10 protein-coding genes are annotated in these 12,882 nt (G+C 65.1%); 1 reads left to right on the plus strand and 9 read right to left on the minus strand.

Annotated features, from left to right (window positions below):
* Nucleotides 1-17: 17 nt before the first annotated feature.
* The 7 genes from PNI01S_RS03075 to PNI01S_RS03105 form a co-directional block, all read right to left on the minus strand.
* A complete protein-coding gene (locus PNI01S_RS03075; RefSeq protein ID WP_024765106.1) occupies nt 18-1,985 on the minus strand; it encodes a DUF1302 domain-containing protein in 1,968 nt (655 codons plus the stop codon).
* A 484-nt stretch (nt 1,986-2,469) separates the two neighbouring features.
* A complete protein-coding gene (gene pepN / locus PNI01S_RS03080) occupies nt 2,470-5,142 on the minus strand; it encodes an aminopeptidase N (RefSeq protein WP_024765107.1) in 2,673 nt (890 codons plus the stop codon).
* A gap of 148 nt (nt 5,143-5,290) precedes the next feature.
* Nucleotides 5,291-6,118, minus strand: coding sequence for a DUF2797 domain-containing protein (locus PNI01S_RS03085; protein WP_024765108.1), 828 nt, complete (start codon nt 6,116-6,118; stop codon nt 5,291-5,293).
* Nucleotides 6,118-6,378, minus strand: coding sequence for a YeaC family protein (locus tag PNI01S_RS03090; protein WP_024765109.1), 261 nt, complete (start codon nt 6,376-6,378; stop codon nt 6,118-6,120). Before PNI01S_RS03090 ends, PNI01S_RS03085 begins: the two co-directional genes overlap by 1 nt.
* A 165-nt stretch (nt 6,379-6,543) precedes the next feature.
* On the minus strand, nt 6,544-7,416 hold the full coding sequence (locus PNI01S_RS03095) for a rhomboid family intramembrane serine protease (protein WP_024765110.1): 873 nt from the start codon (nt 7,414-7,416) through the stop codon (nt 6,544-6,546).
* Entirely contained in the window at nt 7,413-8,393 is a 981-nt protein-coding gene (locus PNI01S_RS03100; RefSeq protein WP_024765111.1) for a metallophosphoesterase, read from the minus strand. Before PNI01S_RS03100 ends, PNI01S_RS03095 begins: the two co-directional genes overlap by 4 nt.
* A complete protein-coding gene (locus PNI01S_RS03105) occupies nt 8,393-9,280 on the minus strand; it encodes an NAD(+) kinase (RefSeq protein WP_017519352.1) in 888 nt (295 codons plus the stop codon). The genes PNI01S_RS03100 and PNI01S_RS03105 overlap by 1 nt, the downstream gene beginning before the upstream one ends.
* Before the next feature lie 102 nt (nt 9,281-9,382).
* On the opposite strand from PNI01S_RS03105, the gene PNI01S_RS03110 reads away from it, so the two are divergent.
* Nucleotides 9,383-10,321 carry a DUF1853 family protein gene (locus PNI01S_RS03110; RefSeq protein WP_024765112.1) on the plus strand — a complete coding sequence of 313 codons (939 nt, stop codon included), beginning with the start codon at nt 9,383-9,385 and terminating at the stop codon, nt 10,319-10,321.
* On the opposite strand, the gene PNI01S_RS03115 is transcribed toward PNI01S_RS03110, so the two are convergent.
* Together PNI01S_RS03115 and PNI01S_RS03120 are read right to left on the minus strand one after the other, a co-directional pair.
* The gene (locus PNI01S_RS03115) at nt 10,309-11,253 is read right to left on the minus strand and encodes a 1-aminocyclopropane-1-carboxylate deaminase/D-cysteine desulfhydrase (RefSeq protein ID WP_038803710.1); all 945 of its coding nucleotides are present in this window, start codon (nt 11,251-11,253) and stop codon (nt 10,309-10,311) included. The genes PNI01S_RS03110 and PNI01S_RS03115 overlap by 13 nt on opposite strands.
* A gap of 10 nt (nt 11,254-11,263) precedes the next feature.
* Nucleotides 11,264-12,724 carry a chromosome partitioning protein ParA gene (locus PNI01S_RS03120; protein WP_038803709.1) on the minus strand — a complete coding sequence of 487 codons (1,461 nt, stop codon included), beginning with the start codon at nt 12,722-12,724 and terminating at the stop codon, nt 11,264-11,266.
* Nucleotides 12,725-12,882 lie beyond the last annotated feature (158 nt).

Consider the following 12,882-nt stretch of genomic DNA (forward strand, 5'->3'; position numbering starts at 1 on the left):
CCGACGCGAGCTTGTCGTTAGAAGGAGTACTTGACGTTGAAGCCGACGTTGTCGCGGTCGCGGCTGGCGTTGTTCTGCCCGGCGCCGTAGAACTCGGTGTACTGCAGTTCGGCTTCCAGGGCGTTCAGGTAGGTAGCCTTGACGCCCAGGGTGTAGGCCTTGCGGCCTTCGATGAAGTTGCCGGTCTGGTAGGAGTTGCCTTCGAAGTCGTCCTTGTAGACGGCGTAGGGCGAGATGTTCACGCCGGCGAAGACGTCGTTCCAGGTACCCGACAGCAGCAGGGTGTAGCCGTAGGCGTTCTTGTTCACCTGATCGTCGCGGTCATAGCCGGAGATGTAGGCGCCGTTGCCACGGCCGGAGTAGTAGCGGGTGCTGCCGTCGTACGCGGTGTACTGCAGGTCACTGCCGCGCAGGTGTTCGGAGGCCAGTTCCGCCACGCCCATCAGCGAGTCGAAGGACAGCGACGGGCCGAAGTTGTAGATGGTGCCCAGCGAGGTGTTGAAGGCTTCGACGCGCTCGTAGTTGTGGATCTGGTCGCGAATCGAGACGTCACCGCCACCGATGTTCACGGTCTTGCCGCTGGCCAGCGCCGGGGCCTGAACCAGCAGGTCGCCGAGCAGGTCGTTGGTGGTGGCGATGCCGATCGGCAGGTTCGGGCGGTAGGCCAGCTCACCGAACACCGAGGCGTCGCCCACGGTGGTGTTGAAGCTGAAGCCGTACATGCGGATGTTTTCCACATATTCACGGCGGGCGTTGACCTGGTTGGCGACGTCCACGGAGGTCGCGCCATTCACCAGGCTCAGCACCTGGCCGGCCATGGCATTGCCGCTGCCTGCGGCGCTTACCAACTGGTCGTAGGAGGTGAAACCGCCAACGCCGGCGAGCTGGTCGAGATCCACGCCAGCGTAGTCGCTGTTCAGGTCGGCGTAGATGGTCGGCTCTTTGGAGTGATAGTTTACGAAGTAGAAGCCGAACTCGGTGGAGTTCAGTTCTTCAGCCACGTAGTGGAAGGCCACACCGAACTGACCATCGTTCTTGGCGTTGATGTCCTTGCCGACATTGGCGACCTTGAACACACCGTTGGAGTCCAGGTACTGAGTACCCTGCAGGCCGCCCACATGGGCTGCGGAAAGCTGCGGGTAGAGGCTCTGGAACAGCGGATTGGAGAGCGCGCCCACGGTGGTGTAGGCAGTGTTGCCGCCATCGGCGAACAGGTCGGTCTCGGAGAAGAAGGTGCCGACCGGGTCGATGCGGGTCTCTTTCCAGTTCCACTGGTAGAAAGCGTCCATCGACAGGTTGTCGGTCAGGCCGATGTTGAAGCTCGCGGCCTCCACCGGCATCAGCACTTCCTTCAGCTCCGAGCCCGGCAGGCGGAACTTGGCGGCGTCCACCGGGTTGGTGGTGTTCACGCCACCGCGGTAGAAGATGCCTTCGCCCCAGTTGAATACCTGACGACCCAGGCGCGCGGTCAGCGGGTGATCGGCCACGTCCCAGTTGCCATAGACATAGGCATCGAGGATCTCGGCGCGGTTGCCGGCGGCGTCGCGGGTCTCGCTGGTGAAGCGGTCGCTGTTCGGATAGGTCTGGCTCGGCTGCGCCGGGTGGTTGTTGTCGTAGTAGTCGTTGCGCTTGTCCATGATCTGGGTGTCATAGAAAGCCGAGCCACGCACGAACAGGCCGTAGTTCTTGTAGGTCGCTTCCAGGTCGGAAGTGATCTTGTACACCTCGGAAACCAGGCCAGTGTCGAAGTTGCGATTGCCGTCGTTGCCGTTGATGTCGTTGTTGGTCTTGTCCTGGCCTTGCACGCGCCACAGGGCGCCGTAGGACACGGTGCTGTCCAGCGAGCCGGTGACTTCGTTATCGAGGAAGCTGAACTCGACCGCCGTTGCCTGGGCAGACATCAGCAGGGGCAGGATGCCGGCCAGGGCGAAACCGGCACGAGCAGGCGCATAACGCAAGACAGGCTTGCGAACTGGGATTTCCATTAGGACTCACTCCATGGACTGATCATTCTTTAGCGGCGCCGCCAGTGCGCGGTACGCCTTGTCAGCCGTTACTCCACGGCCTTGTTGTCGTCGATCTGAAGGAAACTCCCCCAAGGTGCTCGACACGCCTCCCGTCCCAATGGACGGGTAAAGGCTAAGCAGCGTCCGCCGGTGCAACCCCGATGCCAGAATTCAGATGCGTCTGATTCTGCTTACAAAAAATAAAGAATATGTGCGCTACTTTTTGTGACTGGTCGTTCACTGATCAAATCAAGTGGCCGATTGCGCCATTCACCACTGCAAATGGCGCAATCGGCCCCTCGAGGCTCGACGCAGACACATCGGGCTTTTTCGCTCAATAGCGAGCAGCGATAAGCGAGACATCGATTAATTTCGATAGGTAACAAAAAGGTGTTACCAACAAGAGCTGGTAACACCTTTTTGAAAGTTGCTTGCGCCCCCGGGACGGGACGCGGCGGGTGTGCTAAGCGAGGCTCTTGCTCACCACTTCGTATACATCGCTGGACAGCTCGCCCGACGCCAGGATGCGCTCCAGCTCGGCCTTCATCAGCGCCTGGCGCGCGGGCGCGTACTTGCGCCAGCGGGTCAGCGGCGTGAGCAGGCGCGAGGCGATCTGCGGGTTGAGTGCGTTGAGGGTGATGATCTGGTCCGCGAGGAAGCGGTAGCCGGCGCCATCCGCGCGGTGGAAGTTGATCGCGTTCTGGTTGGCGAAGGCGCCGATCAGCGCGCGGATCTTGTTCGGGTTCTTCAGGGTGAACGCCGGATGGCTCATCAGCGCCTGTACGCGCTCCAGCCCGCCCGGCAGGGTGGAGCCGGCCTGGACGCTGAACCACTGATCCATCACCAGCGGGTCATCCTTGAAGTAGTCGGCGAACATCGCCAGCGCCTCGGCCTTCTCCTTGTCGAAGGAAGAGTTGACCAGCACCGCGAGCGCGGTCAGGCGCTCGGTCATGTTGTCGCAATCCTTGTACTGCTCCTGGCAGGCGGCGAGCACTTCGGGCTTGGCGCTCTGAATGAGGTAGGACAGCGCGATGTTCTGCAGGCTGCGGCGGGCAATGTGCGAGGCCTCGGCAACGTAGGCGGTCTCGCGGGATTGCGTGCGGTTGGCCTGGTAACGCTCCCACAGCTGTTCGTGCAGCGCCGCGCCGATCTGCTGGCGCGCGAACTCACGGGCCGCATGGATCGCCTCGACATCAGCCACTTCGCTGATCTCGGTGAGATAGGCCTCGCTGGGCAGCGAAAGCATCTCGGCGACCATGGCCTGGTCCAGGCCGGTGTCCAGCAGCAAGGTGCGGAAGGCGGTGATCAGACGCTGGTCGAGCACCAGCTTCTCGCCACGCTGGTGCTGGCCGATCAATTCCTGCAGGACCTGCACGGACAGCTGCTGGCCGGCTTCCCAGCGATTGAAGCCGTCCTCATCAAACTGCATGAGGAACATCAGCTGGTCGCGGTCGTAGGGGAAGCTCAGCTTCACCGGCGCGGAGAAACCACGCAGCAGCGACGGCAGCGGCTTCTCGGCGAGGCCGACGAAGGTGAAGGACTGCTCCGCCTCGGTGACCTGCAGCACACGGTCGCTGCCATGGGCGTGCTCTTCGCCCTTGAGGCGCAGCGACAGGGCGTTGCCCAGCTTGTCGATCAGGCCCATCTGCACCGGGATGACGAAGGGCAGCTTCTCGCTCTGCCCCGGCGTCGCCGGGCAGCTCTGGCGGAAGGTCAGGGTGTAGCTCTGCGCGGCGGCATCATAGCTCTCCTCCACCGCCAGGCGCGGAGTACCGGACTGGCTGTACCAGCGCTTGAACTGGGTCAGGTCGACGCCGTTGGCGTCTTCCATCGCCTTGACGAAATCGTCGCAGGTCACGGCCTGGCCGTCGTGGCGCTCGAAGTACAGGTCGGTGCCCTTGCGGAAGCCATCGGCGCCCAGCAGGGTGTGGATCATGCGCACCACTTCCGAACCCTTCTCGTAGACGGTCAGGGTGTAGAAGTTGGAAATCTCGATGAAGGAATCCGGGCGCACCGGGTGCGCCATCGGGCCGGCGTCCTCGGCGAACTGGTTGGTACGGAGGAAGGCCACGTCCTCGACGCGCTTGACGGTGCGCGAGTTCATGTCAGCGGAGAACTCGCTGTCGCGGAACACGGTGAAGCCTTCCTTGAGCGACAGCTGGAACCAGTCGCGGCAGGTCACGCGGTTGCCCGACCAGTTGTGGAAGTACTCGTGGGCAACCACGCCTTCGACGCGCTGGTGCGCAGCGTCGGTGGCGGTCTCGGCCTTGGCCAGCACGCAGCTGGAGTTGAAGATGTTAAGGCCCTTGTTCTCCATGGCGCCCATGTTGAAGTCGTTGACCGCGACGATCATGAAGATGTCCAGGTCGTACTCGCGGCCGTAGACCTTCTCGTCCCAGCGCATGGAGTTCTTCAGGCTGTCCATGGCGTGCTGGCACTTGTCGATGTTCTCCGGCTCGACATAGATGCGCAGGGTGACTTCGCGCTCGCTCATGGTGGTGAACTGGTCTTCCACGCACCAGAGGTCACCGGCGACCAGGGCGAACAGGTAGGCCGGCTTCTTGAACGGGTCCTGCCAGGTCGCCCAGTGGCGGCCGCCCTCTTCCGAGCCGCTGGCGACCGGGTTGCCGTTGGAGAGGAGCACCGGGTACTGGTGCTGCTCGGCCGACAGTGTGGTGGTGAAGCTGCTCATCACGTCCGGGCGGTCGAGGTAGTAGGTGATCTTGCGGAAGCCTTCGGCCTCGCACTGGGTGCAGAACATCTTGCCGGACTTGTACAGGCCTTCCAGCGCGGTGTTGCTTTCCGGGTGGATGCGTACGGTGCTGTCGACGGTGAAGGTCGCCGCCGTCGGCTGCAGGGTCAGGTGGTTCTCGTCGAGCTGGTACTGGCCGGCCTCAAGGGCCTGGTCATCCAGCGCCACCGACAGCAGCTCCAGTTGCTGGCCGTCGAGCACCAGGGGCGGCAGGTCGTCGCCCGGAGCGCCGGCCGCACGATCCGGGTTGCGGCGCATCACCAGCTGAGCGTGGACCAGGGTGTGGTCCTCATACAGCTCGAAGGTCAGGTTGGTCTCGTCGATCAGGTACTCAGGCGCCTGATAATCCTTGAGGTAGATGACTTTCGGTTGCTCGGTACGCATGGCTTTTGGCCCCTTGGCAGGCGGCCGGCGCGGTGGGCCGGCCGGAGGAATCTGGTACTGACTCTAGCGAGCTAGAGCGAAGCGGGCGAGTCGTGCGCGAATCTATCCCTAGATGCGTGCCACGAGCCGGAAATTCAATGCGGTGCGATCAGGCGCTGATGGCCAGCTGGTACGCGGTGAACTTGCGCACGTTGATCACGCCGGTATCGAAGATCAGGTACTGGCCCTTGATACCCTGCAGGGTACCCTCGACCACCGGCGTCTTGTCCAGATCGAAGCTGGTGATCTTGGCCAGGTAGGCCTCCACCGGATAGCGGATCTCGATGGGCTCCATGTCGATCACCGGCTGGATCGCCTGCAGGCCGAAGCGCTGCTGCAGCCCGACGATACCCTCGGCACAGGCGTCGAATATCTGCTCGCGAATCGCCACCAGGTCCAGTGGTTCCGCCTCGCCCTTGAGCAGCGCGCGCCAGTTGGTGCGGTCGGTGACCTGGCTGCGCAGCAGATCCTCGACGAAGCCGGACTGCTGGCGGGTGGCTACACGCATGATCGGCAATGCCTGGCGCGCGCCCTGGTCGATCCAGCGGGTCGGCACCTGGGTGGCGCGGGTGATGCCCACCTTCACGCCCGAGGAGTTGGCCAGGTAGACCACGTGGTCGGTCATGCAGAAACGCTCGCCCCACTCCGGATCACGGCAGGAGCCGTCCTCGAAGTGGCACTTCTCCGGGCTCATGATGCAGCTGTCGCATTGCGCCAACTTGGTGAAGCACGGGTAGCAGTAGCCCTGGGCGAAGCTTTTCTTGGTCTTGCGGCCGCAGTGGCTGCAGAAGATTTCGCCCAGGTACTCCAGGCGCACCGTCTTGCCGATCAGCGGGTTGACCGGGACCTGCGCCTCGCCGAGGCGGAAGGCGTACTGCACGGGGCTTTCCAGGCGCGCCGACATCTTGTCCAGGGCGCCGCGTCCAATCTCTTGCATCAGTGCAGGGAGTTGGAGGAGAAGATCATATTCGGGATCGGCTCAGCGTGGGAGGCGCATTCCTGCGGGCCCATGTAGCCGGTGCGCTGGTCCTCGGGCAGGTTGTCCATCTCCCAGGCGATCATGGCCTGCAGCGACAGCTCCTTCTGCTCCTGGGACAGTTTGCGGCCGTCCGGCCACTTGCCGATTTCCACGGCCAGCTTGAGGCTCTCGTAGATTTCGGGGGTGATGTTCTGGATCATTTCGGCGAAGGACGACATGGGCCGGCTCCTGCAGGGGAAAACGAAGCGGGCATTCTACCGGGCCGAGCGCCCGGGCGCACGAACGCTGGTCAATTAGGGCGATAGCTGTTCGTAGGATGAGCCTAAGCGATACCCATGCTGTCGGTGCACTGATCGATGGGTATCGCTACGCTCCACGCCATCCTACGGCGCGGGCGCGTGTCGCCGCGCCAGCAACCCACCAACCAGGCCGCCCAGGCAACCCGCCACCAGGCCGCCGACGTGGGCGCCGTTGGCGATGGAACCGAAGCCGAGCAGGTCGATCACGCCCGAGAGACACACCAGCAGCCAGATCAGCATCATCGCCACCACACCCTTGGGCAGGTTGTAGGCCGGCGTCGGCGCCATGCGCTGGAAGATCCAGCAGTGTCCGAGCAATCCGTAGAGCACGCCGGACAGCCCGCCGAACAGGCTCGGGCCACTGACGCCGTACTGCACGACGTTGGAGATCAGGCCAAAGCCCAGACTCAGCCCCAGCAACAGCCACGGCCCCTGGCGGTACTCGATGCGCCGCCCCAGCTCCCAGTACCACATGGCGTTCATCGCCAGGTGCAGCCAGCCGAAGTGGATCAGCATGGGCGTGAACAGGCGCCACCACTGCCCCTGCGCCAGCGAGTCGGACAGCGGATAGAACAGCGCGCGATCCTCGCCGACCAGCTGGAAGTTCTGGAAGGTGAACCAGCGCAGCGTCTCCGGCGAGGTACCCAGCAGGGTGACGGCCGCAACCACGAAGGTCACCAGCAACACCGCCGCCGTCATCCGGCTCATCTTCAGTTGCTGCACGAACCCCGGCCCACGGCGCTGGGGTTCGGCCTGCACGGTGAACTCCGGGTCGCCCTGCGGGTAGCGCTGGTAGAGGCTGCGAACCTGCTCGGCCAGCTGCGAATTGGGCACCCAGAGCACCTGTTCACCGGCCTCCTCGCTGACCCGGAACGGCACGTTCAGTCGGCGCAGCAGGCCAACGAACTCCCCCAGATCGACTGCCGCCGGCAACCGCATCGCTTCAATGGCACTCACTCATCGCCCTCCGGACGCTTGACGTCCACCCACACGAACTTGTTGCGGTCCAGCCGCGTTTCCTCGTCCAGCCGGTAGGCCGCGAGCTTGCCGTACATCACCGCGCTGTAGTCCAGGCACGCGAGGTTCGGGCGGATCGGCGCCGGCGTGCCGCGCCGCCAGTAGTGGCCGACGAACAGCAGCGGCTCGTCGGCGCCGTAGGTCAGCAGGCGCGACTTCTGCTCCTCGCTGAGGCGTTCGCTGGCCACTTCGTCGGGCAGCGCGTCGGGCTGGAACACGATATCGCCGTAGGTCTCCGGCGCACGGTCCTCTTCCCAGAACTTGGTACGGAAGGCCGAGCGGGTGAAGCCGTCGCTGCCGGTCAGGGTCATGCCGTTGGGCAGGCGCATGTCGGTGCCGCGCAGCAGGCGGTCACAGGCTTGCTGGGCAAAGCTGCCGGGCTCGGCACTGGCCTTGAGGAAGGCCTCGTCGATGCGCCCGCTGGGGAACTGCTGGCGCAGCGTATCGATCACGTCGTGATCCCAGCAGGCGTGGACCATGCGGAAGCGCCCGGCATCGAGGAACAGCGGCATCTCCTGGAACCAGCCGAGGAAGTCGCGCCAGTCCGCCGGGTGGCCTTCGAACTGTTCCAGGGTTTCCTTGATCAGCCGGGCATGGCGCGGCGTGTGTTCGCGCACGTACTGCCGACCGCTGCCGGGCGCGGCGGGGGTCGACCAGCCCAGGGCATTGAACTCGTGATTGCCCATGATGCACAGCGCCTCGCCAGCGGCGACCATGTCGTGCACCCGGTGCAGGGCCTCGCGGATGCGCGGGCCACGGTCGATGATGTCGCCGAGGAACAGCGCCTGCCGCCGTGCATGTCGCCAGACACCGCCCTGCGCGCGATAGCCGAGGCGCTCCAGCAGGTGATCGAGGGTATGCGCGCAGCCGTGGATATCGCCGATCAGGTCGTAGCCGCGTGCCGGGTCGAGTTCCATCACTCGCTGCTCCCCAGACGGCTGCCCCAGCCCAGCTTGGTCCGGCAGACCTCGTAGTAGTTGTGGTCGATGGGATGGATCAGGCGCAGCTTCTGCGGCTTCTTGCTCACCGTGACGGTGTCGCCCGGCGCGCAGGTGAAGTGGTTCTGCCCATCACAGGAAACCTGCGGGTAGATCTGCATGTTCGGCGAGACGACGATCTTCAGCTCGCTGTTGCCGTCCACCACGATGGGCCGGCTGGAGAGCATGTGCGGGTACATCGGCACGACCACGATGGCATCCAGCTTGGGATGCATGATCGGCCCGCCGGCGGACAACGCGTAGGCGGTGGAGCCGGTCGGCGTGGCGACGATCAGGCCGTCGGCCTTCTGGCTGCAGACGAACTGGCCATCGATGTACAGCTCGAACTCGATCATCCGCGTGGACTTGCCGGGGTGCAGCACCACGTCGTTCAGCGCATCGCCCTGGCCGATGGACTCGCCATGTCGGCGCACCAGCGCATCGAGCAGGAAGCGGCTCTCGACTATGTACTGGCCGCCGAGCACTTCGGCGACCTTGGTCTCCAGCTCGTCGGGGCGGATATCCGTGAGGAAGCCCAGGCTCCCGCGGTTGATTCCCAGCACCGGCACCTTGTGCCGTGCCAGGGCGCGCGCGGCGCCGAGCATGCTGCCGTCGCCGCCGACCACGATCACCAGGTCGCAGATCTCGCCCATGATCTTCCGCGAGCAGGTCTGCAGGCCGTGGCCGGGCAGGACCTCGGCGATGGTGTCCTCGAGGATCACATGCAGGTGTCGCTCGGTGAGGAACTTCTTCAGCCGACGGATGGTTTCCAGGACCTGGGTGCTGCCCAGGCGGCCGATGATGCCGATATTGCGAAAGGGTTCCATGGGACTCCGGACGGCGTTGCGGGTACTCGAATCTCGGAATTATGGGCGAAAGGCTCAGGCAGCGGCAAACCGCAGCGCGGGCATAGCGGCTAGGCTTGGGGCATGACCGACTTCACCGCCCTGCTCGACGAGCTGCTGATCGACCTGCGCCAGCCGCAGGTCCGCGACCTCGCCTGGACGCTGCTCTCCCCGCCCCTGCTGCAACCTGGCAGCCCCGCCCTGCGCCATCCGCTCAGCGCCAGTCGCTGGCACGCGCAGCCCCGGCTGCTGGCCGACTGGCTGCGCAGCCAGGAACACTCGCCGGGCGAGCTGCTGGCCCAACTCGAAGCCGCGCCGCACCAGCGTCTGGGACGCTACTACGAACGCCTCTGGCAGTTCGCCCTGGAGCGTGCGCCGGATCTGCGCCTGCTCGCCGCCAACCTGCCGGTGCGCGACAACGGCCAGACCCTGGGCGAGCTCGACCTGCTGGTGGAAGACGACGCCGGGCTGCATCACCTGGAGCTGGCCATCAAGCTCTACCTCGGCCCCAGCGACGACGGCCCCGATTCCTGGCTCGGGCCGGGGGCCGAGGACCATCTGCTGCGCAAGATCGAGCACTTCTACCAGCACCAACTGCCGCTCTCGGCCACCGCGCAAGGGCTGGCCGTGGTCCGCGAGCACAGCGACGCCATGCCATCCCCCGGCCTCTGGCTGGGCGGCTACCTGTTCTACTCCTGGCCCACGCCCTGCCCGCCGCCTGTCGGCGCCAGTGACAACCACCGGCGTGGTCGCTGGCTGCACCGACGCGCCTGGCCGGCCTACCAGGCACAGCACCCGCAGGGTTGGCAGGCGTTGTCGCGCAAGGGCTGGCTCTCCCCGGCCGCCGAGGACGAATGCTGGAGCGCCGAGCGCTTCGCCGCCTGGCTGGAGGAGTTGCCGGAAGACGGCTTCCCGCAAATGCTGGTGCGCTTGGAGTTCCGCGAAGGGCGCTGGCGGGAGCAGGAGCGTCTGTTCCTGGTGGGCGACCGCTGGCCGCGGGTGCACAGCGGTTATTCGCGCTGAGTGGCCAGCGCCGTCAGCTTATCGTCCAGCGCTCGGCGCCCCTGCAAGCCACCACTGTGGACGGCGACGATACGAGCACCACGGTCAATGCGCCCCGCTGCAATCTCATCGTGCAGCGCCAGCAGCAGCTTGCCGGTGTACAGCGGTTCCAGCGGTACGCCGCACTCGGCCTCGGTCGCCAGAATGAAGCGCGCCAGCGTCGCGTCGATCCGCGCAAAACCACCGCGGCTGGCGTCGACCAGACGGTAACCGGCATCGGGCACACCGCCCGCTCTCAACAGCTCAGGCACCTGCGTTTCGACGCCATGCCCCGGCGGCACCGCCAGGGCACCGACCACGCAATGCGCGCCCTGCTCGCCGAGCACAAGGCCGGCCAGGGTCGTACCGGTACCGCAGGCAACCCAGAGCTGCTGATAGTCCTTCCAGCCCAGGTCGCCGAGCTGCTGGCGAATAACTCCGACCAGGGGTGAGCAGCCCTGTGCGCCGGGGAGCCCGCCGCCGCCCTCGCCTACCGCGAGCAACTGGGGGTAGCGCTCGCGCCAGGGCATCCAGAAATCAGCTGCGTGGCGCCGGCGATAACCGCCGTAGCCGAGCCAGTGGAGCTGCATGCCGAGCTGGCGCAGGTCGGCCACTGTCGGGTTGTCCTGCTCTTCCCCGCGCAGCAATCCCACGGTTTGGAAACCGAATCGTGCACCGGCCGCCGCGACCGCGTGGAGATGATTGGAATGGGCGCCGCCCAACGTCATCACGCCACTCAGCCCCAGGTCGGCGGCCTGCTTCAGGTATGGCGCGAGCTTGAACCATTTGTTGCCGGAGACGAGGGTATCCACCCGATCCAGGCGCAACAACGCCAGCTCGACGCCGGCGCGATCCAGCCATCCCAGATGAATGCGTTGCAGTGGTGCTTCCGGGCGCCAGTCGGGAAACAGCAAGGCGCCCTGCTCAGCCGGTGGTGACGCTGCGCAGGCGGCCGGCGGTCTTGTGCCGGGAACAGCAGTTGCTGTCGCCTTCGACAAAGCGGCCGGGGGTTTCCACGCGGTCGATGGGCATGGCGCAGCGCTCGCCGTTGGACAGCCGTCCTTCGCAGGCGGGTTGCTGGTAATGGGCAAGCCAGCTGCGGTACTGGTCTTCGGCGACGAAGCACTTGGCAGCGGCGTAAGCCATGGGGTTTTCCTGGTAACGGGCGACATCCTGAAGCGACAGGGTCAGATGACCGGCGCCGGGATGGTACACCACGAAGATCACCCCCAAGCCGGCCAGACGCTCCAGCGCCGAGCCGTCTGCCGCCCTGGCCGACAGTGCGTCGAGCTCCAGGCGCAGACTTTCGGCGCCCTGCTGCAGCTGCGTGGCAACCTGGCGCAGCTGGGCGGTTTCCTCGCGCAGCTGGTCGGCTTCCCGGCGCAGTTGCTGATTCTCCTGCTGTAGCTGCTGGTCCAGCTCGTTGCGGTAGCCCAGCTCGACATCGCGGACGGAAATCTGCTCCTTGTAGCGAGCCTCCAGGCTGGCCATGCGGGTGCGGGACTCTTCCTCGATCTGCTGGCGCAGTTGCTCCAGCTCGTCGCGGCCGCTCTGTTCGATATGGCGCAGTTGCGCGGTCAGTTCCTCGCGGCCGCGCTGGAACCCGTTGGCCTGGCCATCCAGTTCGCGGCGCAGGCCGGCATTGATCTCTTCCTCGCGCTTGAGCCCTTCGCGCAGGGAGGCAAGTTCAGCTTGCAGCACCTTGACCTGCTCCTGCGCACCGAGCTTCAGGCGGCTGAGCTCCTGCTCGTGCTGCTGGCTGACCTGCGAAAGACGGGCCTCATGCTGGCCGAGCAGCTCAGCGGTCTTCTGCTGGTGCTCCTCGAGCATCGCGCGGGCCAGCTTCTCGACCTCCTCGCGGGACTCTTCGGCGGGTGCATACCACTGGTGCTCGTCGGCCATCTGTAGACGCGCCAGCTCCACGGCGGCCGGTTCTTCCTCCACCAGCACGCCAAGGTTGTTGCGCTTGATCGATTCCCGCAATTGCACCAGATGGTTCTGGCTGGCGTCCAGGGTCGGGTCCCACAGATGCATCTGATGCCAGGAGACCGGGCACTGGCTGCGACAGGCCAGGCGAATGGGACCGGCCCCCATGTCGGGGCCGCGGCCTGCACGGTCGGCGAGATTGCGCAGCGGCAGGTTCCAGCCGCGGTCCGCCTCGCCCTTCTCGTCGAAGTCCAGATAGAAGAACACCACCGCCTTGACCAGCAGGCGCGGGTTGATCAGCACATAGGCGAGCTGCATCTGCTGATCGGCGTACTCCGGCATCTGCACGACGTTGTCGAGCAGCGCCTCGAATTCGGGGTAGAGCATTTCCCTGCAGACGCCACGGTCATTGAAGAAGACCACGGCTTCCACCATTTGAGGCTTCTTCTGCATGCTCATCGATTGACCTCTGGGCTGGTGCGGGAGGAAGTCTGGAAAAGGGTCTGTCAGAAATGCAGCACCCAGACAGCGGGAAAATCCCGACATCCGAGCAAGTCTAGGGGAATTAATGTCGCAGGCAATGTGACTCGGTTGGCACCGGCCCCGGCGGTCTGGCC

Source organism: Pseudomonas nitroreducens NBRC 12694 (genome assembly GCF_002091755.1).
Taxonomy (GTDB): Bacteria; Pseudomonadota; Gammaproteobacteria; order Pseudomonadales; family Pseudomonadaceae; genus Pseudomonas; species Pseudomonas nitroreducens.

Bases quoted from the DNA above. Each gene is read 5' to 3' on its own strand.
- PNI01S_RS03090 (WP_024765109.1), bottom strand. From the start codon at position 6,378: ATGTCGTCCTTCGCCGAAATGATCCAGAACATCACCCCCGAAATCTAC.
- PNI01S_RS03120 (WP_038803709.1), bottom strand. From the start codon at position 12,724: ATGAGCATGCAGAAGAAGCCTCAAATGGTGGAAGCCGTGGTCTTCTTC.
- PNI01S_RS03085 (WP_024765108.1), bottom strand. From the start codon at position 6,118: ATGCAAGAGATTGGACGCGGCGCCCTGGACAAGATGTCGGCGCGCCTG.
- PNI01S_RS03110 (WP_024765112.1), top strand. From the start codon at position 9,383: ATGACCGACTTCACCGCCCTGCTCGACGAGCTGCTGATCGACCTGCGC.
- PNI01S_RS03105 (WP_017519352.1), bottom strand. From the start codon at position 9,280: ATGGAACCCTTTCGCAATATCGGCATCATCGGCCGCCTGGGCAGCACC.
- PNI01S_RS03100 (WP_024765111.1), bottom strand. From the start codon at position 8,393: ATGGAACTCGACCCGGCACGCGGCTACGACCTGATCGGCGATATCCAC.
- pepN (WP_024765107.1), bottom strand. From the start codon at position 5,142: ATGCGTACCGAGCAACCGAAAGTCATCTACCTCAAGGATTATCAGGCG.
- PNI01S_RS03075 (WP_024765106.1), bottom strand. From the start codon at position 1,985: ATGGAAATCCCAGTTCGCAAGCCTGTCTTGCGTTATGCGCCTGCTCGT.